28 protein-coding genes and 3 tRNA genes are annotated in these 26895 nt (G+C 74.3%); 17 read left to right on the top strand and 14 right to left on the bottom strand.

Going from position 1 to position 26895, the window contains the following annotated elements; all coding sequences use genetic code 11:
* Positions 1-48 precede the first annotated feature (48 nt).
* Entirely contained in the window at positions 49-177 is a 129-nt protein-coding gene (locus tag J7W19_RS33450) for a hypothetical protein (RefSeq protein ID WP_267939126.1), read from the bottom strand.
* A 39-nt stretch (positions 178-216) separates the two neighbouring features.
* Positions 217-1152 carry an oxidoreductase gene (locus J7W19_RS10010; protein ID WP_004945278.1) on the bottom strand — a complete coding sequence of 312 codons (936 nt, stop codon included), beginning with the start codon at positions 1150-1152 and terminating at the stop codon, positions 217-219.
* A gap of 162 nt (positions 1153-1314) precedes the next feature.
* Here J7W19_RS10010 and J7W19_RS10005 point away from each other — a divergent pair, with 162 nt between their 5' ends.
* Both J7W19_RS10005 and J7W19_RS10000 read left to right on the top strand, forming a co-directional pair.
* Positions 1315-2100 carry a TSUP family transporter gene (locus tag J7W19_RS10005; RefSeq protein ID WP_004945280.1) on the top strand — a complete coding sequence of 262 codons (786 nt, stop codon included), beginning with the start codon at positions 1315-1317 and terminating at the stop codon, positions 2098-2100.
* Positions 2101-2321: 221 nt separating this feature from the next.
* Complete coding sequence (locus J7W19_RS10000) at positions 2322-3269, top strand: trypsin-like serine peptidase (protein ID WP_063825794.1); 948 nt, start codon at positions 2322-2324, stop codon at positions 3267-3269.
* 58 nt (positions 3270-3327) lie between these two features.
* On the opposite strand, the gene J7W19_RS09995 is transcribed toward J7W19_RS10000, so the two are convergent.
* Positions 3328-4011, bottom strand: coding sequence for a SanA/YdcF family protein (locus tag J7W19_RS09995; protein ID WP_004945287.1), 684 nt, complete (start codon positions 4009-4011; stop codon positions 3328-3330).
* Positions 4012-4187: 176 nt separating this feature from the next.
* Between J7W19_RS09995 and J7W19_RS09990 the strand changes: the two genes are divergently transcribed.
* The 4 genes from J7W19_RS09990 to J7W19_RS09975 all read left to right on the top strand — a co-directional run bounded on the left by J7W19_RS09990 (position 4188) and on the right by J7W19_RS09975 (position 10364).
* A complete protein-coding gene (locus J7W19_RS09990) occupies positions 4188-5516 on the top strand; it encodes a deoxyguanosinetriphosphate triphosphohydrolase (RefSeq protein WP_004945290.1) in 1329 nt (442 codons plus the stop codon).
* A gap of 155 nt (positions 5517-5671) precedes the next feature.
* The gene (locus J7W19_RS09985) at positions 5672-6934 is read left to right on the top strand and encodes an NAD(P)/FAD-dependent oxidoreductase (RefSeq protein ID WP_004945291.1); all 1263 of its coding nucleotides are present in this window, start codon (positions 5672-5674) and stop codon (positions 6932-6934) included.
* Between the two features lie 86 nt (positions 6935-7020).
* Positions 7021-8931, top strand: a complete 1911-nt coding sequence (gene dnaG, locus J7W19_RS09980) for a DNA primase (RefSeq protein ID WP_004945294.1) — start codon at positions 7021-7023, stop codon at positions 8929-8931.
* A gap of 293 nt (positions 8932-9224) precedes the next feature.
* Positions 9225-10364, top strand: a complete 1140-nt coding sequence (locus J7W19_RS09975) for an RNA polymerase sigma factor (protein ID WP_004946837.1) — start codon at positions 9225-9227, stop codon at positions 10362-10364.
* A 2-nt stretch (positions 10365-10366) separates the two neighbouring features.
* Here the strand turns inward: J7W19_RS09975 and J7W19_RS09970 are convergent, their stop codons facing one another.
* Both J7W19_RS09970 and J7W19_RS09965 read right to left on the bottom strand, forming a co-directional pair.
* The gene (locus J7W19_RS09970) at positions 10367-11797 is read right to left on the bottom strand and encodes an FGGY family carbohydrate kinase (RefSeq protein ID WP_004946834.1); all 1431 of its coding nucleotides are present in this window, start codon (positions 11795-11797) and stop codon (positions 10367-10369) included.
* Positions 11798-11839: 42 nt separating this feature from the next.
* Positions 11840-12127 carry a hypothetical protein gene (locus J7W19_RS09965; RefSeq protein WP_004946830.1) on the bottom strand — a complete coding sequence of 96 codons (288 nt, stop codon included), beginning with the start codon at positions 12125-12127 and terminating at the stop codon, positions 11840-11842.
* A 207-nt stretch (positions 12128-12334) separates the two neighbouring features.
* Here J7W19_RS09965 and J7W19_RS09960 point away from each other — a divergent pair.
* The 3 genes from J7W19_RS09960 to J7W19_RS09950 all read left to right on the top strand — a co-directional run bounded on the left by J7W19_RS09960 (position 12335) and on the right by J7W19_RS09950 (position 12755).
* Positions 12335-12407 (top strand) — tRNA-Asn (locus J7W19_RS09960).
* A gap of 5 nt (positions 12408-12412) precedes the next feature.
* Positions 12413-12488, top strand: a tRNA-Asn gene (locus J7W19_RS09955).
* Positions 12489-12681: 193 nt separating this feature from the next.
* Positions 12682-12755: transfer RNA gene (locus tag J7W19_RS09950), tRNA-Ile, on the top strand.
* A gap of 100 nt (positions 12756-12855) precedes the next feature.
* Here J7W19_RS09950 and J7W19_RS09945 read toward each other — a convergent pair.
* On the bottom strand, positions 12856-13908 hold the full coding sequence (locus J7W19_RS09945; RefSeq protein ID WP_004946827.1) for a DUF1259 domain-containing protein: 1053 nt from the start codon (positions 13906-13908) through the stop codon (positions 12856-12858).
* A gap of 179 nt (positions 13909-14087) precedes the next feature.
* On the opposite strand from J7W19_RS09945, the gene trxA reads away from it, so the two are divergent.
* The 3 genes from trxA (at position 14088) to J7W19_RS09930 (ending at position 15640) form a co-directional block, all read left to right on the top strand.
* Positions 14088-14474 carry a thioredoxin gene (gene trxA, locus J7W19_RS09940; RefSeq protein WP_004946825.1) on the top strand — a complete coding sequence of 129 codons (387 nt, stop codon included), beginning with the start codon at positions 14088-14090 and terminating at the stop codon, positions 14472-14474.
* Positions 14467-15105 (top strand): histidine phosphatase family protein, encoded by a 639-nt coding sequence (locus tag J7W19_RS09935; RefSeq protein WP_004946822.1) that lies wholly within the window; start codon positions 14467-14469, stop codon positions 15103-15105. The genes trxA and J7W19_RS09935 overlap by 8 nt, the downstream gene beginning before the upstream one ends.
* A gap of 109 nt (positions 15106-15214) precedes the next feature.
* The gene (locus J7W19_RS09930) at positions 15215-15640 is read left to right on the top strand and encodes an OsmC family protein (protein ID WP_004946818.1); all 426 of its coding nucleotides are present in this window, start codon (positions 15215-15217) and stop codon (positions 15638-15640) included.
* Here J7W19_RS09930 and J7W19_RS09925 read toward each other — a convergent pair.
* The 4 genes from J7W19_RS09925 to J7W19_RS09910 all read right to left on the bottom strand — a co-directional run bounded on the left by J7W19_RS09925 (position 15615) and on the right by J7W19_RS09910 (position 18185).
* Complete coding sequence (locus J7W19_RS09925) at positions 15615-16343, bottom strand: YoaK family protein (RefSeq protein ID WP_004946812.1); 729 nt, start codon at positions 16341-16343, stop codon at positions 15615-15617. The two genes, J7W19_RS09930 and J7W19_RS09925, sit on opposite strands and share 26 nt — an antisense overlap.
* A 24-nt stretch (positions 16344-16367) precedes the next feature.
* A complete protein-coding gene (locus J7W19_RS09920; RefSeq protein ID WP_004946811.1) occupies positions 16368-16970 on the bottom strand; it encodes a sortase domain-containing protein in 603 nt (200 codons plus the stop codon).
* Between the two features lie 124 nt (positions 16971-17094).
* Positions 17095-17673, bottom strand: a complete 579-nt coding sequence (locus J7W19_RS09915) for a hypothetical protein (RefSeq protein ID WP_004946806.1) — start codon at positions 17671-17673, stop codon at positions 17095-17097.
* Positions 17674-17720: 47 nt separating this feature from the next.
* Positions 17721-18185: a MarR family winged helix-turn-helix transcriptional regulator gene (locus tag J7W19_RS09910; RefSeq protein WP_004946803.1), complete on the bottom strand. Its 465-nt coding sequence runs from the start codon at positions 18183-18185 to the stop codon at positions 17721-17723.
* An 87-nt stretch (positions 18186-18272) separates the two neighbouring features.
* On the opposite strand from J7W19_RS09910, the gene J7W19_RS09905 reads away from it, so the two are divergent.
* Together J7W19_RS09905 and J7W19_RS09900 are read left to right on the top strand one after the other, a co-directional pair.
* Complete coding sequence (locus tag J7W19_RS09905) at positions 18273-19295, top strand: NADP-dependent oxidoreductase (protein ID WP_004946801.1); 1023 nt, start codon at positions 18273-18275, stop codon at positions 19293-19295.
* 29 nt (positions 19296-19324) lie between these two features.
* The gene (locus J7W19_RS09900; RefSeq protein WP_004946798.1) at positions 19325-19753 is read left to right on the top strand and encodes an organic hydroperoxide resistance protein; all 429 of its coding nucleotides are present in this window, start codon (positions 19325-19327) and stop codon (positions 19751-19753) included.
* Between the two features lie 25 nt (positions 19754-19778).
* Here the strand turns inward: J7W19_RS09900 and J7W19_RS09895 are convergent, their stop codons facing one another.
* A complete protein-coding gene (locus J7W19_RS09895; protein WP_004946796.1) occupies positions 19779-20516 on the bottom strand; it encodes a carbon-nitrogen hydrolase family protein in 738 nt (245 codons plus the stop codon).
* A 10-nt stretch (positions 20517-20526) separates the two neighbouring features.
* Positions 20527-21822, bottom strand: a complete 1296-nt coding sequence (locus J7W19_RS09890) for a pyroglutamyl-peptidase I (RefSeq protein ID WP_004946792.1) — start codon at positions 21820-21822, stop codon at positions 20527-20529.
* A 109-nt stretch (positions 21823-21931) separates the two neighbouring features.
* Between J7W19_RS09890 and J7W19_RS09885 the strand changes: the two genes are divergently transcribed.
* Entirely contained in the window at positions 21932-22735 is an 804-nt protein-coding gene (locus J7W19_RS09885; protein WP_004946788.1) for an MgtC/SapB family protein, read from the top strand.
* 127 nt (positions 22736-22862) lie between these two features.
* On the opposite strand, the gene J7W19_RS09880 is transcribed toward J7W19_RS09885, so the two are convergent.
* A complete protein-coding gene (locus J7W19_RS09880) occupies positions 22863-23756 on the bottom strand; it encodes an SGNH/GDSL hydrolase family protein (RefSeq protein ID WP_004946786.1) in 894 nt (297 codons plus the stop codon).
* Positions 23757-24076: 320 nt separating this feature from the next.
* Between J7W19_RS09880 and J7W19_RS09875 the strand changes: the two genes are divergently transcribed.
* Both J7W19_RS09875 and J7W19_RS09870 read left to right on the top strand, forming a co-directional pair.
* Positions 24077-24571, top strand: a complete 495-nt coding sequence (locus tag J7W19_RS09875; RefSeq protein WP_004946784.1) for a DUF3145 domain-containing protein — start codon at positions 24077-24079, stop codon at positions 24569-24571.
* A 46-nt stretch (positions 24572-24617) separates the two neighbouring features.
* Entirely contained in the window at positions 24618-25508 is an 891-nt protein-coding gene (locus tag J7W19_RS09870) for an NAD(P)-dependent oxidoreductase (protein ID WP_004946778.1), read from the top strand.
* A gap of 60 nt (positions 25509-25568) precedes the next feature.
* Here J7W19_RS09870 and fabF read toward each other — a convergent pair whose 3' ends face one another.
* The gene (gene fabF / locus J7W19_RS09865; protein ID WP_004946776.1) at positions 25569-26831 is read right to left on the bottom strand and encodes a beta-ketoacyl-ACP synthase II; all 1263 of its coding nucleotides are present in this window, start codon (positions 26829-26831) and stop codon (positions 25569-25571) included.
* Positions 26832-26895: the final 64 nt, after the last annotated feature.

The following is a 26895-nucleotide window of genomic DNA, read 5'->3' as shown; positions in this document are numbered from 1 at the left end:
GCGCCCCGCTCCCGTCGCGCGGCGGAGCCCGCCGGGGAAAGGCCCGCGTCAGGCGAGCCGGGCGCGGATCCGCCGGAAGCCCAGGGCGGCCGACAGCCCGGCCGACACCGTGCAGGCCGCGGTCTCCAGCCACTGGAAGGTCCAGTAGCGGCCGGCCGGCTGCTCGGAGACGTCCACATGGAGGTTGCCCTTCGCTCCGGTGGGGAACCCGGGGCATCACACCCCCGCCGGCCCCCCGTACCGCACCCCCGTCAGCCGCTCCGACAACCGCCACAACCCCGCCGACGCCACGGCGTCCCGCGTCCAGGGGGCGCGCGGCGACCGTGCGGGCGCACCCCGCATCAGCGGGCCGCCGGGACCGATGAAGTCGTCCTGCCGGATCCCCTCCGCCGTCGCGGCGTACAGCGTCGGCAGAGCACCGTGCTCCGCGCTCTGCGCGACCAGCCGGGTGGCGCCGGCCACGATGCGCTCGGCGCGCTGCCGCCCCTCCATCCGCACCGCGGCCGTCTGGAGCCCGGTCGCCGCGAAGCCGGGGTGGGCCGCCGCGGCGACGACCGGGGAGCCGTCGGCGGCGAGGCGGCGGGCGAGTTCGTGGACGAAGAGGAGGTTGGCGCTCTTGGAGCGGGCGTAGGCGGTCCACCGGCGGTAGCCCCGGTCGAGCTGTGGGTCGCGCGGGTCGACCGTGCCCATGACGTGCATGAAGCTGGAGACGACGACCACCCGGGCCCCGTACCCGGCGTTCCGCAGCCGCGGCAGCAGCAGCCCGGTCAGCGCGAAGTGGCCCAGGTGGTTGGTGCCGAACTGCATCTCGAAGCCGTCGACCGTGCGCCGCTGCGGCAGGGCCATCACCCCGGCGTTGTCGATCAGCAGGTCGAGCCGCTCCTCGGGCAGCTCCGCGGCGAAGGAGCGCACCGACGCCAGGTCGGCGAGGTCGAGCCGGGCCAGCCGGACGTCCGCGCCGGGCACCTGCTGCCGCAGCAGGTCCTCGGCGGCTCTGCCGCGCGTCTCGTCCCGGCAGGCCAGCACCACGCGTGCGCCGCGCCGGGCCAGCTCGCGCGAGGTGACGAATCCGATGCCGCTGTTGGCGCCGGTCACCACGGCCGTCCGGCCCTTCTGGTCGGGCATGTCGTCCGGCGTCCAGCCGTTCGTCATCTGCTCCTCCGCCCTGCCTCACCAGGCACATCAGGGATGACCGCCACTTGCCGCACTCAGCGTAGGGGACGGCACCGACAACGGCCCGCGCACGGCCGGTACCGGGACAGGAGCCCGCCCGGGGAGCGGAGTTGGCGCGTCCACCGCCCGTACGATCCCGTGGTGACCCCCGACATATCCCTGACCACCCTGCTGCTGCTCTGCCTCGCCGCGGCCACCGCCGGCTGGATCGACGCCGTCGTGGGCGGGGGCGGCCTGCTCCAGCTCCCCGCCCTGCTGGTCGGCCTCCCGTACGCCGCGCCCGCGCACGTGCTCGGCACCAACAAGGCCGTCGCCATCTGGGGCACCGCCGCGGCCGCGGTCTCGTACGCCCGCCGCGCCCCCCTCGACCTGCGCACCGCCTTCCGCACCGGACTCGCCGCGCTCGGCGGGTCGCTGGCCGGGGCGGTGTTCGCCTCCGGCATCGACAGTGCGCTGCTCCGGCCGCTGATCATGGTGATCCTGGTCATGGTCCTGGCCTTCGTCCTGCTGCGGCCGGGCTTCGGCGCCGTCGCGGCGGCCGGCGGGCCGGTGAGCCGGCGGCGGGTGTGGACGGCGATCCTCGTCGCCGGTCTGGGCATCGGCTTCTACGACGGCCTGATCGGCCCCGGCACCGGCACCTTCCTCGTCCTGGCGCTGGCCGGGATCCTCCACATGGACCTGGTGGCCGCCTCCGGCACCGCCAAAATCGTCAACGTCTGCACCAACATCGGCGCCCTGGTCACCTTCTCGCTCCAGGGCGCGGTGCTGTGGTCGGTGGCGCTGCCGATGGCCGTGTTCAACCTGGCGGGCGGGACGCTGGGCGCCCGGATGGCGCTGAAGCGGGGGAGCGGGTTCGTGCGCGTGGTCCTGGTCGTCGTGGTGCTGGCGCTGCTCGGCAAGCTCGGTTACGACCAGTGGGCCGCGTAGGCCGGGTACGACCGATGGGCCGTGCCGGGCGGACGCCGTTCGTGTGATCGGGGCGGGCGGGACGAGACTTCCCGTACCGGATGTGGTGGATGGTTGACGATCATTCGTACGCTGGTCATACACCGGATCGTCGGTCGTCCGACGGTACGGAAAACCGTCCGGCGGCCGTCCGCGCCGGATGGTGCCGTTAGCCTGTGAACGACCTTCCGAACGTGGTGGGGGTGCCTGTGCGTTTTCCCCGGTGGAGCCGGGCCCGATGGGGCCGGGCCACGCTGGCGGGACTCTATGTCGTCGTGCTGGCGGCGGCCGTCCCGCAGGCCGGCGGCCACGGGAAGGACCGCAGCTGGACCAGCGAGCAGGCGCGGCGGTTCTGGGGCCCCGACCCCACCGCGTCCGCGGCCGGGCCGTCCGCCGGGACGGCGTCCGACGACGCGGCGGACGCCGACGCCCGGAGCGAGGCGCAGCGCATCACGGGCAGCGCGCGGCACTTCGGCGGAGTGCCCTCGGTGGGCGTCCTCTTCTACACCGGCGACGACATGAAGAGCCATCACTGCACGGCCAGCGTCGTCCACAGCCCCAAGGGGAACCTGCTGGTCACCGCCGGGCACTGCTCGATCGGCGAGGACGCCGCGTTCGTGCCGGACTATCAGGCGGGCGCCAAGGAGCAGCCGTACGGCGTGTGGGCGGTGGACCGCACCTTCACCGATCCCAGACGCACCGACACCGGTGAGGGCTCCGACCTCGACTTCGCCTTCGCCACCGTCCGGCCCGACGCGAAGGGCCGTCAGATCGAGCAGGTCACCGGCGCCAACCGGCTGGCCCGCACCCCCGGCTACGTCAACCGGGTGACCGTCATCGGCTATCCCAGCGCGGACGACGACCCCGCCGACGAGGCCATCCGCTGCACCGCCCTGACGAACAAGCTGGAGAACCACAACCAGCTGAAGATGCGGTGCGACGGCTTCTTCTCCGGCACCTCCGGCAGCCCCTGGCTGGTCCACTTCAACGAGCGGACGCGGACCGGCGACCTGGTCGGCGTCCTGGGCGGGCTCAACGGCGGCGGCCCGGACGGCGACCGCTCGTCCCAGGTGTCGTACAGCCCCCTGAACGACGACGAGATCTTCCGGCTGTACGTCGACGCCATAAACGGCCGGGAACCCAAGCGGTAGCCGAGGAAGCCGGCGGGTGGCCGCGAGTCCGGTGACGGCGAGGGCCCCGCCCCGAGGATCACCGCCCCGCCGCCTCCAGTGCCCGGTCCACCCCCGGCTCGCGCGGGCCCAGGAACCTCGGCCCCGGCCGCACCGCCGCGTTCACGGCCGCCTTCCCGGCCGCCAGGATCTCCCGGGCCCCGGCCGCGTACCAGGTGCGGTCGCGCTTCGCCTCCACGCCCACCCCGTACACGTCGATCCCGGCCGCGTCGCACAGCGCCACCGCCCGCCGGATGTGGAAGTCCTGGGTGACCAGCACCGCCTTGCGCACCCCGAAGACGCGGCGGGCGCGGGTGCAGGAGTCCCAGGTGTCGAAGCCGGCGTAGTCGGCGACCACGCGGTCGTCGGGGACGCCGTGCTCGTGGAGGTAGGCGCGCATGGCGTCCGGCTCGTTGTACTGCTGGCGGCCGTTGTCGCCGGTGACCAGGAGGACGCGGACCTTGCCCGCGCGGTAGAGGTCGATCGCGGTGTCGAGCCGGTGCGCCAGGTAGGGGGACGGCTTGCCCTGCCACAGGCCCGCGCCGAAGACGACGGCCACCGGCGCCGGCGGCACGTCCTCGACCCGCCGCAGCCGCGCGTCCGCGGCGGCGTGCACCCAGGTGACGGGCAGCAGGCCCAGCACACAGGCCGCCATCACCGCCTGGACGGCCCGGCGCCTGCCCTTGCGGGTGGCGGGCAGCCATCGGCGCGCCCACTTTTTCACACTCACGTTCGCCTCCCCCTCTCCGGACGGAAAGAACGCCGTGCGGGGCGGCGCGGTTCCACGCCCGCGCGGACCGGACGGGGTACGGGTGGACGGGGACGGGGGACGGGGACGGGGACGGGAACGGGCCGAGGGGCCCCATGCCCTTGTCAGACCCGGGGACTACCGTCGGGGGTATGAACGGCTCAGCAGCAACCGCCCGCGGGGAAGCGCCCGCCCTCGACGGCTACGACGCCCCGGACCTGGAGCGCTGGGCCCCCGAGCCCGACAAGCGGCCGGGCCGCACCGCCTTCCAGCGCGACCGCGCCCGCGTCCTGCACTCCGCCGCGCTGCGCCGGCTCGCCGGGAAGACACAGGTCGTCACCCCCGGTGTGAGCGGGCAGGTGTGGGACGCCAGCCCGCGCACCCGGCTCACCCACTCCCTGGAGTGCGCCCAGGTCGGCCGGGAGCTCGGCGCCGCCCTCGGCTGCGACCCCGACCTCGTCGAGACCGCCTGCCTCGCGCACGACCTCGGCCACCCGCCGTTCGGGCACAACGGGGAACGGGCGCTCGACGAAGTCGCCGGTCCCTGCGGCGGTTTCGAGGGCAACGCCCAGTCCCTGCGGCTGCTGACCCGGCTGGAGCCCAAGCGCTTCACCACCGACCCCCGGACCGGCGAACCGGCCAGCGTCGGCCTCAACCTCACCCGCGCCGCGCTCGACGCCGCCACCAAGTACCCCTGGCCGCGCGGCGGCCACCCCACCGACCCGGCCTCCGCCAAGTTCGGCGTCTACCCCGACGACCTGCCGGTCTTCCACTGGCTGCGGCAGGGCGCGCCCCCGCACCGCAGGAGCTTCGAGGCCCAGGTCATGGACTGGGCCGACGACGTCGCGTACTCCGTCCACGACGTCGAGGACGGGCTGCACGCCGGCCACCTCGACCCCAACGTCCTCGCCGCCGAGCCCGAGCGGCGCGAGATCTTCGCCGTCGCCGCCCGCCGCTACGCCCCCGGCGCGGACCCCGAGGAGCTGGCCGAGGCCCTGGACCGGCTGCTCGACCAGGAGTGGTGGCCGCACGGCTACGACGGCTCGGCCGTCGCCCAGGCCCGGCTGAAGGACGCCACCAGCCAGCTCATCGGCCGGTTCTGCCTCGCCGCCGAGACCGCCACCCGGGAGGCGTGGGGTCCCGGCCGGCTCACCCGGCACCGCGCCGGCCTCGTCGTCCCGCACGGCACCCGGCTGGAGTGCGCCGTCCTCAAGGCCGTCGCCGACCGGTACGTCATCCAGCGCGAGGACCAGGAGAAGCTCCGCGCCGACCAGCGCATCGTGATCGCCGAACTGGCCGAGGCGCTGGTCTCCCGCGCGCCCGACGGCCTCGACCCGCAGTTCCGCTCCCTGTACACGGCCGCGGCCGACGACGCGGGCCGGCTGCGCGCCGTCGTCGACCAGATCGCCGCCCTCACCGACGCCTCGGCGCGCACCCTGCACGCCCGGCTCACCGGAGGCCGCCCGCCGTCCGCCGGCTGAACCCCGGACCCGAGGGAGCGGAGGGCCCGGGCCGCGGACGGTCCCCGGCGCGGCCCTCTTCCGGCGGCCCGCCGCGTGCGGGACGCTCGCACTGGCCGTTCCGGCGCACGCACCGGGGACTCGAATTGGTGGCTCATCGAGCGAGGAGGCAGCAAGTGGTGGACGCGAACCAGACGTTCGTCATCGTCGGAGGGGGGCTCGCCGGCGCGAAGGCGGCCGAGACCCTCCGCGCGGAGGGATTCACCGGGCGGGTGATCCTCATCGGCGACGAACGCGACCACCCCTACGAGCGCCCGCCGCTCTCCAAGGGGTACCTGATCGGGAAGGACGAGCGGGACAGCGTCTTCGTCCACGAACCCGCCTGGTACGCCCGCGCCGACGTCGAGCTCCACCTCGGCCTGCCCGCCGTCCACCTCGACCGCGCCGCCCGCACGGTCCGGCTGGGCGACGGCACCCGCGTCCACTACGACCGGCTGCTGCTCGCCACCGGCGCCGAACCGCGCCGCCTCGACATCCCCGGCACCGGCCTCGCCGGCGTCCACCACCTGCGCCGCCTCGCCCACGCCGAGCGGCTGCGCGCCGTCCTCGCCTCCCTCGGCCGGGACAACGGCCACCTGGTCATCGCCGGCGCCGGCTGGATCGGCCTGGAGGTGGCCGCCGCCGCCCGCGGCTACGGCGCCGAGGTGACCGTCGTCGAGCCCGAGCCCACCCCGCTGCACCGGGTCCTCGGACCCGAGCTCGGGCAGGTCTTCACCGACCTGCACGCCGAGCACGGCGTCCGCTTCCACTTCGGCGCCCGCCTCACCGAGATCACCGGACAGGACGGCATGGTGCTCGCCGTGCGCACCGACGACGGCGAGGAGCACCCCGCGCACAGCGTCCTCGCCGCCATCGGCGCGGCCCCGCGCACCGCCCTCGCCGAGACCGCCGGGCTCGCCCTCGTCGACCGCGCGGACGGTGGCGGTATCGCCGTCGACGCCTCGCTGCGCACCTCCGACCCGGAGATCTTCGCCGCGGGCGACGTCGCCGCGATCGGCCGCCCGGACGGGACCGGCCGGCTGCGCGTCGAGCACTGGGCCAACGCCCTGCACAGCGGCCCGGCGGCGGCCCGGTCCATGCTGGGCATGGAGGTCGTCTACGACCGGGTCCCCTACTTCTTCTCCGACCAGTACGACGTCGGCATGGAGTACTCCGGCTACGCGCCGCCCGGTTCCTACGACCAGGTGGTGTGCCGCGGGGACGTCGGCAAGCGTGAGTTCATCGCCTTCTGGCTGCGGGAGGGCCGGGTGCTGGCGGGGATGAACGTCAACGTGTGGGACGTCACGGAGTCCGTCCAGCGGCTCATCCGGGCCGGCGCCCGCCCGGACCCCGAGGCGCTGGCGGACCCCGGGGTGCCGCTGGACTCGCTGGTTCCCTAGGGGCTGCCCCCGGGGGCGACCCGGAGATCTCCCCGGTCTTCCGACCGCGGGCCGGGCGTGTCGGCGGCCGCCAGTAGACTTCACGCGTGGCAGGCAGGATCAACGATGACGATGTGAAGGCGGTCCGGGACGCCGTCCCGATCGACGCCGTCGTGTCCGAATACCTCCAGCTGCGCAACGCGGGCGGTGGCAACCTCAAGGGCCTCTGCCCGTTCCACGACGAGAAGTCCCCGTCCTTCCACGTCAGCCCGTCCAAGGGGCTGTACCACTGCTTCGGCTGCCAGGAGGGCGGGGACACGGTCGACTTCGTGATGAAGGTCGACCACCTGTCGTTCACCGAGACCATCGAGCGGCTCGCCGCCCAGGCCGGCATCACCCTGCGCTACGAGGAGGGCGGCTACACGCCCGGCCGCCAGCAGGGCGAGCGCACCCGGCTGGTCGAGGCGCACAAGGTCGCGGCGAAGTTCTACGCCGAGCAGCTCGACGGCGCCGAGGCCGAGATCGGCCGGGCCTTCCTGGCCGGGCGCGGCTTCGACCAGGCCGCGGCCCGGCACTTCGGCGTCGGCTACAGCCCGGCCGGCTGGGACCACCTCACCCGGTTCCTGCGCGGCCGCGGCTTCACCGACAAGGAGCTGATCCTCTCCGGCCTCTCCCAGGACGGCCGGCGCGGCCCCATCGACCGCTTCCGCGGCCGGCTGATGTGGCCCATCCGCGACATCACCGGCGACGTCGTCGGCTTCGGCGCCCGCAAGCTCCGCGACGACGACAACGGCCCCAAGTACCTCAACACCCCCGAGACGCCCATCTACCGCAAGTCCCACGTCCTCTACGGCATCGACCTCGCCAAGAAGGACATCGCCAAGGGCAACCGCGCGGTCGTCGTCGAGGGCTACACCGACGTGATGGCCTGCCACCTGGCCGGCGTCACCACCGCCATCGCCACCTGCGGCACCGCCTTCGGCGGCGAGCACGTCAAGATCCTCCGCCGGCTGCTGATGGACAACTCCCGCGCCAAGGTGATCTTCACCTTCGACGGGGACGCGGCCGGGCAGCGGGCCGCCCTGCGCGCCTTCGAGGACGACCAGAAGTTCGCCGCGCACACCAACATCGCCGTCTCGCCCGGCGGCATGGACCCCTGCGACCTCCGGCTCGACAAGGGCGACGACGCGGTCCGGCAGCTCATCGAGGAGAGCACGCCCCTCTTCGAGTTCGCCCTCCGCTCCGTCGTCGCCCGGCACGACGTGGACACTCCCGAGGGCCAGGCGGCGGCCCTGGAGGAGGCCGCCCCGATCGTCGCCCACATCAAGGACAGCTCCATCCGGCACCAGTACGCCGTGCGGCTGGCCGGGCTGCTGGGGATCCTCGACACGCAGTTCGTCGTGATGCGGGTGGGGCAGCTGGCGCGGTGGGCGCGGGAGCGGGAGTCGCGCGGCGACGGCGGCCGGGGCCGGCCGTCCCCCCGCGCGGCGGCCCCCGCCCAGCCGGCCGGACCGGCCGCGCCCCCCGGCCCGCGCGGGCCCGCCCTCAACCTGCGCAGCCCCGCCCACCGCACCGAGCGCGAGCTCCTCAAGCTCGCCCTCCAGCGGCCCGAGCTGGTCGCCCCCGCCTTCGACGCCTACGGCGAGGACGAGTTCACCGCCCCGCCCTACGCCGTCGTCCGCCGCGCGATCGAGCAGGCCGGCGGCGTCGCCCTGGCCGACGCCGACTACCTCACCCGCGTCCGCGACGCCGCCCCCGACGACACCGTCCGCTCCATGATCACCGAGCTGGCCGTCGAGGCGATCCACGCCAAGACGGTGGACGAGGTCTACGCCGGGCAGCAGCTGGTCCAGGTGCGGCTGCGGGCCGTGGAGCGGCGGGTGAAGGAGGTGCAGGGGAGTCTGGTGCGGCTCGGCGCGCAGTCGGCGCCGGATCATCTCGCTGCGGTGCAGAACGAGTTGTGGGTGCTGCAGCAGTACGGGAAGGCGCTGCAGGAGCGGGGCGCTGCCGCGCTTTAGCCCTGCGGGCGGCTGGTGCCCCGATCCCGCCCTTTCACCGTTTCTTGCGGGGGCCGGCCCCCGCACCCCCGAAACCGCGCTCCGCGCGGTTGTCCTCAAGCGCCGGACGGGCTGATATTCAGCCCGTCCGGCGTTTGAGGACGAGCGGCGAAGCCGCGACAAGGGGGTCTGGGGCGCAGCCCCAGGGAACGGTGGAAGGGCGGGACCGGGGCACAGCCCCCGCAGGGTCACCCTCCGACCACAGAAAGTGGCCGCACGACCCTCGTGGCGGAGCCACGTCGTGCCCCACACTGGTGGGCGGCGCCGCCGCCGCGGCCGAGACTCTGCCAAACGCAGCGATCACCCTGGAGGTCGCCCCCGTGCAGACCCGGACCCCTACCCTCCCCGAGGCCCTGGCCGACCCCGTAGGGGCCGTTCCGCGGCAGCCCGGACCGCCACCGCCCGAGACCCTGGCCGACGAGCCGGAGCAGCCGGAGCCGCTGCGGGAGCGGGAACGCGACCGCCGCGCCGCCGACACCAACGGCCCCTCCTCCGACCTCTTCCGCCAGTACCTCCGCGAGATCGGCCGGATCCCGCTGCTCACCGCGGCCGAGGAGGTGGAGCTGGCCCGCCGGGTCGAGGCCGGGCTGTTCGCCGAGGAGAAGCTGTCGAACGACCCCGACCTCGACACCTGTCTGGCGCTCGACCTCGACCGCCTCGTCGTCCTGGGCCGGATGGCCAAGCGCCGTCTGATCGAGGCCAACCTGCGCCTGGTCGTCTCCGTCGCCAAGCGCTACATCGGCCGCGGCCTGACCATGCTCGACCTCGTCCAGGAGGGCAACCTCGGTCTCATCAGGGCGGTCGAGAAGTTCGACTACGCGCGGGGCTACAAGTTCTCGACGTACGCGACGTGGTGGATCCGTCAGGCCATGTCCCGGGCCCTGGCCGACCAGGCGCGGACGATCCGCGTCCCGGTGCACGTCGTCGAGCTGATCAACCGCGTCGTCCGGGTGCAGCGCCGCATGCTCCAGGAGCGCGGCAGCGAGCCGACGGCGGAGGAGGTCGCCGCGTACCTCGACCTCTCCGAGGAGCGGGTCAGCGAGGTGCTGCGGCTGGCCCAGGAGCCGGTCTCGCTGCACGCGCCGGTGGGCGAGGAGGACGACGTCGCGCTCGGCGACCTCATCGAGGACGGGGACGCCGCGTCACCCGTCGAGTCCGCCGCCTTCCTGCTGCTGCGCGAGCACCTGGAGGCCGTGCTGTCCACGCTGGGCGAGCGCGAGCGCAAGGTCGTGCAGCTGCGCTACGGGCTGGTGGACGGCAGGCCGCGGACGCTGGAGGAGATCGGCCGGATATTCGGCGTCACCCGGGAGCGGATCCGGCAGATCGAGTCCAAGACCCTCAACAAGCTCCGGGACCACGCCTTCGCCGACCAGCTCCGCGGCTACCTCGACTGACGCTACTGCGTGAACGCCCCCGGATGCGTCTGCTCGCGCACGGTCGCGTACTGCTGCCGCACCGCCTGCCCCGAGGGCAGCTCCTCGCCCGGCTCGAACACCTGCCCGGCGCCCTGCGGCCAGCGCGGCGGCTCCTGCGGGGACAGCATCCCGTGCTGCACCCCCAGCGCCCAGGCGGCCTGCCGGGCCGCGCCCAGGGCCGCGTAGTCGGCGGGCTGGGGGACGACGACCTGCGCCCCGAACAGCGCGGGGGCCAGCGCCTGCACGGCCGGCAGCTCCGCCGCCGCGCCCAGCAGGAAGACCCGGCGCACCACGACGCCGCGCCCGCGCAGTACGTCCAGCGCGTCCGCGAGTCCGCACAGCATCCCCTCGAAGGCGGCCCGCGCCAGGTGTTCGGGCTTCATGCTCTCCCGCCGCAGCCCGGCCAGCGTCCCGGCGGTGTGCGGCAGGTGCGGGGTGCGCTCGCCCTCCAGGTACGGCAGCATCACCAGCCCGTACGAGCCCCAGGACGAGAGCAGCGCCCGCTCCGACAGCCCGGCCAGGTCCAGGCCCAGCAGCTCGGCCGTGCCGCGCAGCACCCGGACGGCGTTGAGGGTGTGGACGACGGGCAGCTGCATGCCGGTGGCGTCGGCGAACGACGTGATGGTGCCGGACGGGTCGGTCAGCGCCTGGTGGTGGACGGCGAAGACGGAGCCGGAGGCGCCCAGCGAGATCACCGCGTCGCCGGGGCCCACGCCGAGGCCGAAGGCGGCGGCCATGGTCTCGCCGGTGCCCGCGGAGATCAGCAGGCCCTCGGGGGTGTGCCCGGCGGGTTCGGCGGGCGCGAGGACGTCGGGGAGCGCCGCGGGGTGGCCCAGCGCGAGTTCGACCAGGTCGGGGCGCCACTGACCGGTGGCGGCCGACCAGTAGCCGGTGGCCGACGCGGCTCCGCGGTCGGTGGTCCGGCGCGCCGGACGGCCCAGCAGCTGCCACACCAGCCACTCGTGCGGCTGGAGCAGCATGGCGGTGCGGGTGGCCGACTCGGGCTCGTTCCGGGCCAGCCAGCGGAGCTTGGCGATCGCCATGGCGGACTGCGGGACGGTGCCGACGGCCTCCGCCCAGGCGGCCCGGCCGCCCAGCGCGTCGGTGAGGTCGGCGGCGGCCGGCTGCGCCCGCTTGTCGTTGCCCAGCAGCGCGGGGCGGACGAGCACCCCGCCGGCGTCCAGGGTGAGCAGCCCGTGCTGCTGCGCCGAGACGCCGATGGCCTGGACGCCCTCCAGCAGCCCGCCGGCGGCGGCCTCGCCGAGGGAGATCAGCCACGCCTGGGGATCACCCTCGGCGGCGGACGGGGGGTGTGGCGCGTACCCCTGCCGGAGCACGGCGCCCGTGTCCGCGTCGCAGACGACGATCCGTGTGCTCTCGGTCGAACTGTCCAGCCCCGCGACTATGCCCATGCGGAGGATGATGCCAAACCGCCACCGCCCGCCCGCATCCGGTCAGGTGTTGCTGGTGCCCCACTCGTCCTCGTCGGGGCTCCGCTGTTCGCGCAGTGAGCGGACCCGGTCCTTCACCGGGCCGGGGACCCGGTCGCCCATCTTGTCGAGGGCGCGGCCGGCCAGGGCCCTGCCGTTCACCGCGGCCGTCTCCGCGGTGTTCCGCACGGCCGGGTTCTGCGCGATCCGCCGTGCCCCCTTGCGCAGCTCCTCGTACCGCTCGCGGCCCGCCCGCGCGCCGAGCACATAGCCGACGGCGGCGCCGGCGATGAACGTCAGCCGGTAGCGCATCACACCCCATCCTTCCCTCGGATCCCGTGGAACCCGCGGCCTCGCGGGCCCCTGCCGGGCTGTGCCCGCCGCCTACCCTGCGTGCCCGGAGGTCACTCCGGGGATACCGATTGGCGGAGCACCCCCCTGCTTGCGCTAATGTATGTCTCGCAGCGAGCGCACGCCGCCCGGGAGACCGGACGAAGATGCATTCGAGGCACGCGATGATCCCCTGTAGCTCAATTGGCAGAGCAGCCGGCTGTTAACCGGCAGGTTACTGGTTCGAGTCCAGTCGGGGGAGCGCGATCCTCTGTAGCTCAATTGGCAGAGCAGCCGGCTGTTAACCGGCAGGTTACTGGTTCGAGTCCAGTCGGAGGAGCCACCCGGAAGAGGACCCCCCCCGTGGGGTCCTTTTTTCATGCCGGGATTTCCCCCCGGCCGGGAACCATCCCGCCCCGCCCGCAGTCCTCAAGGTCAGGCTGGTCACACGATGTGCCCCCACCGGGGCAACAGATCGTATGAGCGGCTATGCTGCGGCAGACGGCGCGCACAGATGTGCGCGACGCGCCGTGAACGGGGCGGTAGCTCAGCCGGTTAGAGCAGCGGACTCATAATCCGTCGGTCGTGGGTTCGAGTCCCACCCGCCCCACACGAGCGATCCGTTCGAATAAACGATCCAGCCCGCCGTCCCGCAGGCCCCAGGGCCGCCACGCTCGCGAGGCGGCCCCGTTTCGTTCCCCGCGCCGTCCTCAGCCGAGGGCCACCGCCGCCGACACGTTCGTCCGCTCCACCGCGGCACGCAGCGCGCGGGCCAGCCGGACGCCGTCGCCGACGCCCCAGAAGTGCAGGAAGAACAGGCGCGGGTCGTCCGTCAGCATGTGGCTGTGGATCGAGACGACGTCGATCCCGCCGCGCCGCAGCGCCCTGATCACGTGCTGCACCTCGTGGGCGAGGATCACGAAGTCGCCGTTGACGATCGCCTTGCGCTTCCCGACCGGCTGGAAGGAGATCGCGGTGGTCGAGCCGGTCATCCGGGGCAGCACCCGGTCGTGGTCGACGACGGTCTCGTTGCGGGCGAAGACGACCTTGTAGATGTCGCCCTCGGTGTCGCCCTGCGCGCCGAGCGCCCGGTCGATGCCCGCGGTGTCCAGGTCGAGCCGCTTCTTCTCGGGCACTCCGTTGCCGGGCGGGGTGCCGGTGGCGCCCAGGGCCGAGCGGAGCGCCCCGGCCAGATAGGTGGCGTCGTCGTGCATCCCGTGGATGTGCATCCACCAGACCGCCGGATCGTGCGTCAGAAGGTGCTTGTGGATGGCGGTCTGGGCGATGCCGTGCGCGTCGAGGATGTCGATGACGCGCTGCATCTCCCGCTCGGTGACCGCCATGTCGCCCATCAGCATCGTCTTGCCGTCCTCGTAGCGGAGGAAGGAGACGAACGACCCGACGCCCAGGGCCGGGGTGATGGAGTAGCCGTACGAGGTGACCTTCAGGTCCTGGCGGAGGAAGCCCATGCGGTAGACCTGGTTCCCGGCCAGCCGGCCCCGGTGCTGGAGGACGTCGACGACGTCCTCCCAGTCGGCCTCGCTGGTGGTCGCCGGGTGCACCAGCGCGTGGCGCCCGCCGCACGGATCGGGGGTCGTCCGCTCCGGCGCGGTGGTCGCGGCCCTGGCCGGGCCGGCGCCGGCCAGTATCGGCGCCAGGGCGGCGCCGGCCGCCAGCACCAGGCGCCGTGACGCCTGGGGCGTCGGTGTACGGACCTGCTCGTCGTCGGTTCTGCCACCGCTCTGCGGTCTGTCGCCGGTCATACAAAAGCACCTCCGGCGATGATGTAACCACGGTCACACCGGTTCACCGCGGAGGCGGCTGTAGGCCATCCGGTGGCTGCGGCGGGGGGTGGCGCGCACCGCGGAATAGCGCGCGCCGGTACGGGGTTGGGGCTGCCGGGTCCGGAACCGGGCCGGCCGACGGAAGCGGGAGAAGGCATATGGGCAGCACCGTGGAGCTCACCAAGGAGAACTTCGACGGGACGGTCTCGGAGCACGGCTTCGTCCTGATCGACTTCTGGGCCGCCTGGTGCGGCCCCTGCCGGCAGTTCGCCCCCGTCTTCGAGCGGGCGGCCGGGCGCCACGAGGACCTGCTGTTCGGCAAGATCGACACCGAGGCGCAGCCGGAGCTGGCCGCCGCCTTCCAGATCACGTCGATCCCCACCCTGATGGTCGTCCGCGACAACATCGCCGTCTACGCCCAGCCCGGGGCGCTCCCCGAGGCCGCGCTGGAGGACGTCATCCGGCAGGCCCGCGCCCTCGACATGGACGAGGTGCGCGCCGCGGTGGCACGCGAGCAGAAGGAGAGCGGGCGGGACGGTGAGTGAGCTCCTCCTCGTCCGGCACGGCGAGACCGAGTGGAGCCGCGACGGCCGCCACACCAGCTGGACCGACCTGCCCCTGACCGCCCGCGGCGAACGGCAGGCGGCGGCGCTCCGCCCGCTGCTCGCCGAGCGCCCGGTGGCACACGTCCTGGCCAGCCCGCGCGCCCGCGCTCTGCGCACCGCGGAACTGGCCGGACTGCGGGACATACGGGTCGAACCCGACCTGCGGGAGTGGGACTACGGCGGTTACGAGGGGATCACCACCGCCGAGATCCAGAAGGAGCGGCCGGACTGGTTCCTCTTCGCCGACGGCGTGGTCCCCGGCCCGGACGGGCACCCGGGGGAGTCGCCCGCCGAGGTGGGCGCCCGTGCGGACCGGGTGCTGGCGCGGATCGCGCCGTGGCTGGAGGGGGACGACGGGGACGTGGTCCTCGTCGCCCACGCGCACTTCCTGCGGGTGCTGACGGCCCGTCGGCTCGGCCTGCCGCCCGCGGCGGGCGCGCTGTTCCGGCTGGACACCGCGACCGTCAGCCGGATCGGCACCGAGCACGGCCGGCCGGCCCTGGTGGCCTGGAACACACCGGCCCCGGACGGGCGTGTCGGAGCCGGTCGGCCGGGGAACGGAACCGGATGATCGGACGGGGTGTCGCCCCGATGGCCGTACGGCCGTACCGTCCGATCGCCCGGCCGGGGCCCCGGCGCCCCGGCACCCGTCACATCCCTGGAATCCCTGGAGGACCGCCATGGCCACCACCCGCACCGCGCACACCGTCTGGGAGGGCGAGCTGCTCACCGGCAGCGGCACCGTCACCTTCGACTCGTCCGGCATCGGCTCGCAGCCGGTCTCCTGGCCGTCCCGCGCCGAGCAGGCCAACGGCAAGACCAGCCCCGAGGAGCTGATCGCCGCCGCCCACTCCAGCTGCTTCAGCATGGCCCTCTCGCACGGCCTGACCGGCGCGGGCACCCCGCCCACCCGCCTGGAGACCAAGGCCGACGTCACCTTCCAGCCGGGTGAGGGCATCACCGGCATCCACCTCTGGGTCCGCGGCGAGGTGCCCGGCCTGGACGAGGAGGGCTTCACCGCGGCGGCCGAGGACGCCAAGAAGAACTGCCCGGTCAGCCAGGCGCTCGCCGGGACGACGATCACCCTCTCCGCCGAGCTCGCCTGACGTCCGGGCCGGCGCCGGGCCCGCGTCCGGCGCCGGCCGCCAGGCAGCCGGCGGCGAGCAGCGCCACCGCGCCGGCCGCCAGGGCCAGCGGCCACACCGGGCCGTGGTGGATCAGCAGCCAGCCGCCGGCCAGCGCCCCGAGGGCCATGGCCAGCACCGAGCCCAGCCGTCGGCCGAGCCGGGTGTCGGAGCCGCCGGCGAGCCGGGAGTCGGCGGCGATGCCGGTGAGGACGCGGGTGAGGATCGTCGTCATCATGTCCGGCACGGCCAGCGCGCGGACGGTCGCGACCCGCACCCCCATCGCCACGGCGAGCACGGTGATCATGGCGAAGCGGCGGGCCTCGTCCTGGGGGAGACCGCCGGGGAGACCTCCCGGGACGCCGGCCGCCAGGGCCGCCGCGCCGCCGGTGAGGAGCGCCTCCGCCGTCAGCGCTCCGCTCAGCCACAGCCGCCGGGAGCGGCCCGCCATCGCCGTCCCGAACCGGCCGCCGAGCAGCGCCCCGAACAGGAAGCCGCCCAGGGCCAGCGACGACGCGGGGGCCGAGAATCCGGCCGCCCCGGCGGCGGAGAAGCCGAGGATGACGACGTTGCCGGTCATGTTGGCCGTGAAGACGTGGCCCAGGCCCAGATAGCTGACGGCGTCGAGCGCCCCGCCCACCACGGTGAGCGCGAGCAGCGCGGCGAGCAGGGGCCGGGGCGTCACGCCCTCATGGTCGGCGCCGGGCCGTCATGATCGCAGGAGTGTGTCGACGACGAGGAAGCGGTGTCCGGACCCCTCGCCCGGGTCGTCGCCCGCGCAGGCGATGAGCCGCAGGGCGCGCTCCGCGGGGGCGGTGGGGTGCTCCTTCCGGGTGGCGAACGCCGCGTCGCCGTCGAGGGTGCGGACGGCCGTCACCGTGAAGCGCAGCACCTTTCCGTCGCCGCGCTCGACCTCCACCGCCGCGCCCTCGCGCAGGGTGCCGAGCTCGCGGAAGACGCCGTTTGCTTCGCCGCCGTCCCGGTGTCCGACGAGGACGGCGGTGCCGGGGCGGCCGGGCAGGGCGCTGCCGGTGCACCAGCCCGCGGTGTCGCTGTGGTCCTTCGGCGGCTGCCGCACCGGGCGGCCGGTGTCGTGGTCGGTGCCGAGGCGGATCAGCGGGCTGTCCACGCCGAGGGAGGGGATCCGCACCCGCTGCGGCTCGTCGGGGGAGGCGGGGGTGCCGATGGCCTTGGAGTTGTCGATCCCGCCCCAGGAGCAGCCGGTCAGCCCGGTCAGCAGGGCCACCGGCAGCACCAGGGCGGCCAGGACCAGCGCGGTCCGGGCCAGGGCGGAGCGGTGGGAGGGAGCCATGGGGGTTCCGTTGGGGACGGGGGCAGGGGACACGCCCACGCTACGGAGGCCGGGCGGGGGACCGCTTCGGGTAAACGGCCGGTCCGGCCGCGCCCGCCTCGTCCGAAAGGAGGAGGCGGCGGTGTCAGCGCACCAGCCGCTGGAGGAGTCCCCAGGTGAACTCCGCCACGTGCTCCCGCCGCTCGCCGGTGGCGTCGGGGGCGGTGAAGGCGAGCTGCCAGCGGGTCGGCGCGGTGCCCTCCATCGGACGGGCCGGGGCGAACGCGCGGGCCACCTCGTCCACCGTGCACGACCAGGGCCGCAGCTCCTCGACGGTGCGCGGTTCGGGGGAGGCGGCGCCGGGCGCCCGGACCAGCCACTCGTTCCAGACCGCGCCGCCGGGCGCGGTGAGCACCTCGAACCGCAGGTCGGGCCAGAGCGGCAGTGGCCACGCCGCGGCCTCCATGGTGAGGTCGCCGATCCGGCGCTCGGTGACGCTCTCGGGCGGGCCGAGGACGGACCGGTAGCGGGCCCCGGCGCCGCGCCGCCGTGGCGAGCGCAGCATGGCCTGCCAGCGCCGGTTGGCCTCCCGCATGGCGGCGCGGCCGGTGTCCAGCCGCCGCAGGGCGTCCTCGACCAGGCCGGGCTGGTGGTCGGCCATCCGGCGCAGGAGGACGAGCTGGAAGTCCAGCGGGGTGAAGGGCGCGGTGTCCGTGGGGTCCATGGGGTCCATCGTGCCGTGGGGCCGGAAGCGGCGGGGGCGTTCCCGTCTCAGTGGGGTTCGGACGCGTCCTCCCCGTCCGGGATCCCGCCCACCACCCGCCGCAGCAGGTCGCGCAGCTGCCCCCGCTCGTCCGCGGAGAGCCCGGCCAGCGGCTCCCGGGCGAAGCCCAGCTCCTCCCGCAGCCGCCGCGCGGTCTCCCGGCCGTCCTCGGTGACGGCGGCCAGCTTGACGCGGCGGTCGGCCGGGTCGGGGCGGCGCTCGACCAGGCCGCGGGCGGCGAGACGGTCGACGATGCCGGTGACGTTGGACGGCTCGCACTTGAGCTTGCGGGCGATCCGGCGCATGGGCAGCGGTTCCCGGGACAGCAGGGCGAGGAGCCGGGCCTGGGCGCCGGTGAGGGCGTGCCGGCCGGCGGCCTCGTCGTACTCCTCGTGGTAGCGCGCGACGACGGTCGCGATGAGCTCGACGACCTCGATCGTCACGGGGTCGGGGCGGGGTGTCGGCGGGGCCATGGAAGAAGAGTACCCATTTGCTTGACAACCTAAAATATCTAGGTCAACTATTGTTTCAGCAACTGAAACAACCAGGAGGTCCTCCCGATGTCCGCACCCCTCCCCGGCACCACCCGCGCCTGGCACCTGGTCACCCACCCCAAGGGCACCCCCACCCCCGCAGACTTCGACCTCCGCGAGATCCCGCTCGCCGAGCCCGCCGAGGGCCAGATCGCGGTCCGCAACCTGCACCTGTCGGTGGACCCGTACATGCGCGGCCGGATGACCGGCAGGAAGACCTACGTCGAGCCCTTCGCGCTGGACAAGCCGATGACCGGCGGCGCGGTCGGCGAGGTCGTCGCCTCCCGGGCCGAGGGCTTCGCCGCCGGCGACCTCGTCCTGCACGACCTCGGCTGGCGCGAGCACGCCGTCCTCGACGCCAAGTACGCCGTCAAGGCCGACGCCGGTGACGTACCGCTCTCCGCCTACCTCGGCGCGCTCGGCATGCCGGGCCTGACCGCCTACGCCGGTCTGCTGGAGGTCGCCTCCTTCAAGGAGGGCGACGCCGTCTTCGTCTCCGGCGCGGCCGGCGCCGTCGGCAGCCAGGTCGGGCAGATCGCCAGGCTGAAGGGCGCCTCCCGGGTCATCGGCAGCGCCGGCTCGGACGAGAAGGTCCGCCGCCTCGTCGAGGAGTACGGCTTCGACGCCGCCTTCAACTACAAGAACGGACCGGTTGCCGAGCAGCTCGCCAAGGCCGCGCCCGACGGCATCGACGTCTACTTCGACAACGTCGGCGGCGAGCACCTGGAGGCGGCCATCGGCGCCCTCAGGCTGCACGGCCGCGTCACCATCTGCGGCGCGATCTCCCAGTACAACGCCACCGAGCCGGCCCCCGGCCCGCGCAACCTCGGCCTGATGATCCAGAACCGGCTGCGGCTCCAGGGCATGATCGTCATGGACCACGCCCACCTGCGGCCGCAGTTCTTCGAGGAGGTCGGCGGCTGGATCCGGTCCGGCGCCCTCAAGCGGGACGAGACCGTGGTGCACGGCATCGAGAACACCGCCGACGCCTTCCTCGGCATGCTGCGCGGCGAGAACACCGGCAAGATGATCGTTTCCCTCACGGACTGAACCCCCTCTTCCCCCTTCAGGAGCACCCCATGAGCATCCAGCCCGTCGACGTCGCCTACACCGCCGTCGCCACCGCAGAGAACGGCCGGGACGGCCGCGTCGCCAGCGACGACGGCAAGCTCGACGTCGTCGTCAACCCGCCCAGGGAGCTGGGCGGCAGCGGCGCCGGCACCAACCCCGAGCAGCTCTTCGCCGCCGGCTTCAGCGCCTGCTTCCAGGGCGCGCTGGGCGTCGTCGCCCGCCAGGAGAAGGCCGACATCTCCGGCTCGACCGTCACCGCCGAGGTCGGCATCGGCAAGACCCCGGAGGGCGGCTTCGGCCTCAAGGTGGCCCTGTCCGCGCACATCCCGAACGTGGACGAGGCCACCGCCCTCGCCCTGGTCGAGAAGGCGCACCAGGTCTGCCCGTACTCCAACGCCACCCGCGGCAACATCGAGGTCACCCTCTCCGTCCGCTGACGCCCGCGCGGGAGGCCGGACGCCGTCAGAGCGGCACGTCCGCCGTCACCACGCCCGGCGCCGCCTCCGGCGCCCCGGCGAGGAGGACGCCGTCCGGCCCCCACACCCCGCTGCCGCCGCAGCCGACGTAACCGCCCGCCGGACCCACGTGGTTGGCGAGCAGCACATACAGCCCGTGGTCCCGGGCCAGCGCCGGGAACAGCCGGTCCCGCTCCTCCCGGCCGCCGTCGCTGCCGTACAGCGACGTGGCCACCAACAGCGCGCAGCCGTCCGCCGCCGCGCGGGCGGCGATGTCGGGGAAGTCGACGTCGTAGCAGATCGCGAGGCCGATCCGGACGCCGTCCAGGACGAACCGGCCGCCGTCCTCGGTGCCGGCCGCGAAACCGGCGGCGGCCTCCTTCTCCGTCACGTGCCGCTTGTCGTAGCGGACGAGCGGCGCGCCGTCGGGCCCGTACCCGAACGCGCTGATCGTCGGCCCGGACCCGGCCTCCCGGGGCGTTCCGGGGCAGTTGACGACGGCCGCGGTGCCGGTCTCCCGGCACGCCTCGCGGAGCGGGCCGAGCCGGGCGTCGTCCGGCTCCAGGGCGAGCCGGCCGGGGTCGGCGGCGATCGCGGCCAACTCGTAACCCGTGACGGCCAGCTCCGGGAAGGCGACCAGGGCGGCGCCCTTCCCGGCCGCCTCGCGGACCAGCCCGGCCATGGTGGCCACATTGGCCCCGACGTCGCACGGCCGGGCGGTGAACTGCGCACTAGCGATGATCATGCGCCCATCATCACCGCCGCAGGGTCCCCGCGGCCACCCCGAGCAGCGCCCTGACCTGCGCGGTGATCTGCTGCCTGGCGCGCTCGAACTCCGGGTCCGTGACGCGGCCGTCCGGCGAGCCGTTGTCCGCGCCGAACCGCAGCACCGGCGTGTGCAGATGGCCGCCCGGCACCGTCAGCCGCGTCGCGTCGCGCAGCAGCGTCGCCCGGTAGGCGATCTCGTTGGACAGGTAGTCGCCCCCGCCGCCCGCGCGGGCCGCCGAGCCGGGCGTCGGCCCGTCCGGGCGGACGACGGGCGTGTCCGAGCCCGCCGGGACCTCGGTGATCTCGGTGTTGTCGTGCACCGGGAACGGGCCGGTGGCCGCCGCGGTCAGCGCGGCGTACGGCAGCGAGGTCCGCGTCCACTGCGGCTGCGGGCGGACGGTGGGGATCCCGGCCGGTATCGGCACCATCCCCGGGCCGCCCTGGAGCCGTTCGTTGTCCGTGCTGCCGCCGCGCCAGGCGCCGTTGGTCCGCTCGACGTCGAAGCGGCCCGGGCGCCCCTGGCTGATGGTGGTGAACAGGTCCACCCGGCGCGGCCCCGGCCGGAAGTGGGGGAGCAGCGTCCGCTCCACCGTGCCCCGCGCGAAGTCCTCCCAGCGCACCGGGAAGACGGCCGCCTCCACCCGGGCCGGGCCGGACGGGGTGTCGATCACCGTGCCGTCCAGGGCGAGCGCCGCCGCGCCCGACGGGTTGGAGCGCCGGATGTCGCCGTCGAGCTGGAACGGGTCGAACCCGGTGACCAGCACCCGCTTGACCCGGGGGCCGGCCGGGAAGTCGAGCGAGTCCTGGCCGCGCGAGCCGCGTTCCAGCGTGTCCAGCAGGGCCGCCCGCCGGGTGTCGGACAGCGCGAACGCGGGCTTCCAGCGCCGGAGTTCACGGATCAGGCTCAGCCGGGCCCAGTACAGCGGCCGGTCGTCGTCGCGCGCCAGGTCGCCGGTCGCGGGGCCGCGGCCCTGGGCCCGGGCCACGGCCTTCCGCCACAGCCGGTGCCCGGCGTCGGCCGCGGCCCGCTCGGCCTGCCCGGGCGTCCGGGCGCGCGCCAGCGCCCCGGCGAACGCGCCGGCGGCCCCGTCGAAGCCGGAGCGCCGCAGGATCTCCTGGGGCGCCCGGCCGTCCAGCCGGCCCTCCTCCTGGGTCTGGGCCGGTGGTACGGACGCGGGGGCGGCGGCGGCCGGGACGGCGAGGCCGGCGAGGGGCGCGAGGACCAGCGCGGAGGCGACGAGGACGGCGCCCGGGAGACGCGATGCGAGCGTGGTGGGTCTCATGGGGTCGTATGAAATCAGCGTTGTCCACATCGCGGAAGGGGCGGTCATATCATGTGTTCCACCGATGGATTCCGGCCCCTGAAGCACTGCTTTCACGCCACAATGACGCATGAACACAGCCGAGTTCATCGGAGTACACCCCCTCATATCCCTCGGTCTCCCCCGGGCCGGCGCGCTGTTCGGCATCGGAGGCGGCCAGGGCGCCCGGCAGTTCACCGAGCTGGGCCTCGCCCTGCTCCTCTCCTCCCTCATCGGTCTGGAACGCGAACTCCAGCAGAAGAGCGCGGGGTTGCGCACCCACACCCTCGTCGGGGTGGGCAGCGCCCTCTTCGTGGAGGTCTCCCTGCACGGATTCGGCCCGGCGAACGGGCTGGCCGGCACGGGATTCGACGGCTCGCGGGTCGCCGCGCAGATCGTCTCCGGCATCGGTTTCATCGGCGGCGGCCTGATCTTCGTCCGCCGGGACGCGGTCCGCGGCCTGACCACCGCCGCGACCATCTGGCTGACCTGCGCCGTCGGCATGGCCTGCGGCGGCGGCCTGCCGCTGCTGGCCGCCGCGGCGGCGGTGGTGCACTTCCTGGTCGTCCGCGGCTTCCCGCTGCTCACCCGCCGGCTGACGGCCGTCCCCACGGTCGAGCGGTTCGAGCTGCTGCTCTCCTACCGGACCCGCCGCGGGGTGCTGGGCCGGGTCCTGGAGCTGTGCACCAGCCAGGGGTTCCGGGTCACGGACGTGCACATCCACTCCGAGGCCCGGGAGGGCGAGAGCGGCAAGGGCAAGGGGAAGGGCCGGGAGGCGGAGGTGGTGCTGGGGCTGGAGGGACGGAAGCCCGCGCACCCGCTCGTCGAGGAGCTGACCGACTGGGAGGGCGTCCTCGACGTCGGGCTGCGCGCCCACCGCGACAGCACCGAGTGACGGGCGAACATGTTTACGGGGCAGGCGAGTTGGCCCGCCGAACGGCGATCTTCCGCTACCGTGCGGAACGGGCGGGGGCGGGGTCACCTGACGGACCCCGCCCCCGTCCCGCCGTACGGGCCGGGCGTCAGCGGCCCGCCGTCGTGATCCTCCGGTAGGCGAGCTCGGCGAGCTGCCGCTGGCCCTCCTTGTTGGGGTGGAACCAGTCCCAGTGGCTCAGGTCCGCGCCGGTGAAGCCGTAGGAGTGCACCGACCCCCCGTCGTAGCGGCACAGCAGGTCCCGGCGGCAGACGTCCTCCAGGACGGCGTTGTACTCCTTCACCCGCCGGTCCACCTTCTCCCGCCGCTCCCGGGTGGGGGCGTCCACCAGCTCGGAGTCCCGCAGCATCGACGGACAGATCCCCAGCTTCCACACCTGCTTGCCCAGCGGGCTCTTGCTCCCCTCCGACCACAGCCGTTTGAGGTCGGGGACGCTCGCCACGTACACCTGCGTCTTCGGCAGCGACCGGCGGAGCTCCTTGAGCGACTTCTCGAAGTCGGCCCGGAAGTCCTTCACCGACGTCATCTCGGCCACGTCGGCCCGGCAGGCGTCGTTCGCCCCGAGCAGCACCGTCACCAGTTGCGGCCGGTGCGGGACGGCCGCGGCGACCTGGCGGGGGAGGTCGGCCATCCGTGCGCCGGTGCGCGCGAAGTTCCAGCTCCGCGTCTGCGGCGAGGGCAGCAGCCGGGCCGCGAGGCTGTCCACCTCGGTGCCGGTGGCCCAGGAGACCTCCGGGCAGTCCTTGAGCAGCCGGCAGGCGTCGAAACCCCGGGTGATCGAGTCACCCAGCGAGGCCAGCGAGTCGGGCCGGGTGTTCCAGACGGGCCCCGCGCTCGCTCTGGGCTTCGCCGCCGGGCGCTCGGCGGCGGCGCCGGGGGCCCGGTCGTCGCAGCCCGCGGTGAGCAGCCCCGCGGTGAGCGCCGCCACCGCCGTCAGCGCCGCGGCGGCGGTACGCGACGGGCGGTCGGTGCTGGTGCGCATCGTCTTCCCCCTCCGGCCGGGTGACAGGTTTCCTGCACCGACGGTACGTCAACCGGCCGGCATCCCGACCGCGCGCGGGGTTCCTCCCGGGAGTGACCGGGGCCTTACCGGTCCTGTCCGCACCACCACTGCGCCGGATCACAACACGTCACATCCTGTCCCTTTCCGGAAAATTGCCCCCTATGGTGTTTACTGTTGGTAACCTCGCGAGCTGGTGCGGGAGGGGCCATGGGGACGAACGCCCGGTGCCGCCCCGGGCGGGACCGGTACGGACGCGAGGCCCCTGGGGAAGGCAACCTCGAACCGCACTGGAGGTCCCGGTGACGTCACGTGGCGTTCTCTACGTGCACTCCGCACCGCGCGCACTCTGCCCGCACGTCGAATGGGCCGTCGAAGGGGTGCTCGGCGCCCGCGCCACCCTCGACTGGATCCGGCAGCCCGCCGCCCCCGGCACCTGGCGCACCGAGTTCTCCTGGCAGGGCCGCCCCGGCACCGCCTCCCGCCTCGCCTCCGCCCTCCGCGGCTGGCACCTCCTCCGCTTCGAGGTCACCGCCGACCCCGCCCCCGGCACCGAGGGCGAGCGCTACAGCTCCACCCCCGACCTCGGCATCTTCCACGCGGTCACCGGCATCCACGGCGACATCCTGGTCCCCGAGGACCGCCTCCGCGCCGCCCTCAACCGCGCCCAGCGCGGCGAGACCGACCTGCCCACCGAGATCGCGGCCCTCCTCGGCAAGCCCTGGGACGACGAACTGGAACCCTTCCGGCACGCGGGCGAGGGCGCTCCGGTGCGGTGGCTGCACCAGGTGGTCTGAGCGGGATGCTTGCCTTCGAGCGCACTCCGGCTCGTACGGTACGGGCATGAACGACACCACTTCGGTCGCCGTCCTCGGCACCGGCATCATGGGCGCCGCCATGGCCCGCAACCTCGCCCGCGCCGGCCTCGACGTCCGGGCCTGGAATCGCAGCCGCGCCAAGGCCGAACCACTCGCCGCCGACGGGATCCGGGTCGCGGAGACCCCCGCCGAGGCCGTCCGTGACGCCGGCACCGTCCTGACCGTGCTGTACGACGGCGCGGCCGTCCTGGACACCATGCGCAGGGCCGCCCCCGGGCTGCGGCCGGGCGCGGTCTGGCTCCAGTCGACCACCGCCGGCCTCGACGTCCTCGACGACTTCGCGGCCCTCGCCGAGGAGCACGGCCTCGTCTTCGTGGACGCTCCCGTCCTGGGCACCCGGGCGCCGGCCGAGAAGGGCGAGCTCACCGTGCTCGCCGCGGGACCCGTGGCCGTCCGCCCCGCGCTCGCCCCCGTCCTGGACGCCGTGGGTTCGCGCACGGTGTGGACGGGCGAGGAGGGCGCCGGGGGCAGCGCCTCCCGGCTCAAACTGGTGCTCAACAGCTGGGTGCTCACCGTCACGCACGGCACCGCCGAGGCGCTGGCGCTCGCCGCGGGGCTGGGCGTGGACGCCCGGGACTTCCTGGCGGCCGTCGAGGGCGGCCCGCTGGACATGGGCTACCTGCGGGCCAAATCCGCCCTGCTGCTCGACGGCGGCCTCACCCCGCCGAGCTTCGCCACCACCACCGCCGAGAAGGACGCCCGGCTCATCGTGGCCGCGGGGGAGCGGGCCGGTGTACGGCTCGACGTCGCCGCGGCGGGCGCGGAGCGCTTCCGGCGGGCGGTCGAGCAGGGGCACGGGGACGAGGACATGGCGGCCTCGTACTTCGCGAGCTTCGAGGAACCGCGGGAGGGGTGAACGCCGAGGGCCCGCCCGGTCGGTGAACGACCAGGCGGGCCCTCGTGCGTCAGGCGGGCGTCAGACCGTGCGCAGCGCCAGCACCACGTTGTGGCCGCCGAAGCCGAACGAGTTGTTGATCGCCGCGATGGTGCCCTCGGGCAGCTTGCGGGGCTTGTCGCGGACGATGTCCGCGTCGATCTCGTCGTCCAGCTCGTCGATGTTGATGGTCGGCGGGGCCGTGCGGTGGTACAGGGCCAGGACGGTCGCGACCGTCTCGATGCCGCCGGCGCCGCCCAGCAGGTGGCCGGTCATCGACTTGGTGGCGGAGACCGCGACGTGGTCGAGGTCGTCGCCCAGGACCTTGCGCAGCGCCTTGATCTCCGCGAGGTCGCCCTGCGGGGTCGAGGTGGCGTGCGCGTTGAGGTGCGTCACCTCGGACGGCTTGAGGTCGCTGGACTCCAGCAGGCCCTGCAGCGCCGCGGCGATGCCCCGGCCGGTGGGCTCGGGCTGGGCGATGTGGTGGCTGTCCGCGGACAGGCCCTGGCCCAGCAGCTCGCAGTAGACGCGGGCACCGCGGCGGGCCGCGTGCTCGGCCGACTCCAGGACGATCACGCCGGCGCCCTCGCCCAGGACGAAGCCGTCACGGGCCTTGTCGTAGGGGCGCGACGCCTTCTGCGGCTCGTCGTTGTTCTTGGACATCGCCATCATGCTGGCGAAGGCCGCGACGGGCAGCGGGTGGATGGCCGCCTCGGTGCCGCCCGCGACGACCACGTCGGCGCGGCCGGTGCGGATCATCTCCACGGCGTAGCCGATGGCCTCGGCGCCGGACGCGCAGGCGCTGACCGGGGTGTGCACGCCCGCCTGGGCGTTCACCTCCAGGCCGACGTTGGCGGACGGGCTGTTGGGCATCAGCATCGGCACGGTGTGCGGGGAGACGCGGCGGGCGCCCTTCTCCTTGAGCACGTCGTACTGGTCGAGCAGGGTCTGCACGCCGCCGATGCCGGAGGCGATGACCGCGCCCAGCCGCTCGGGGGCGATGGCCGCGTCCTCGCCGGCCCGGGCGGTGTAGCCCGCGTCGGCCCACGCCTCACGGGCCGCGATCAGCGCGAACTGCGCCGACCGGTCGAGCTTGCGGGTGAGGGGGCGGGGCAGGACCTCGGACGGGTCCACCGCGGCCGTGGCGGCGATCCGGACCGGGAGGTCGGCGAACCGCTCGCCCTCCAGGGGCTTCACGCCGGAGCGACCGGCGAGCAGCCCTTCCCAGGTAGACGCGCTGTCGCCACCCAGCGGTGTGGTTGCGCCGATACCGGTGACGACCACGGTGCGATTGGTCGAGTTCACAGGAATTCTGTCTCCACGAATAGAAGTGCTGGAAACGCCACCCGCCGGGGTGGCGACGAACGCG

The sequence above is a fragment of the Streptomyces mobaraensis NBRC 13819 = DSM 40847 genome (assembly GCF_017916255.1).
Lineage (GTDB): Bacteria > Actinomycetota > Actinomycetes > Streptomycetales > Streptomycetaceae > Streptomyces > Streptomyces mobaraensis.
Note: the sequence above shows the minus strand (reverse complement) of the source record. Positions and strands in the feature narration are given on the sequence as shown.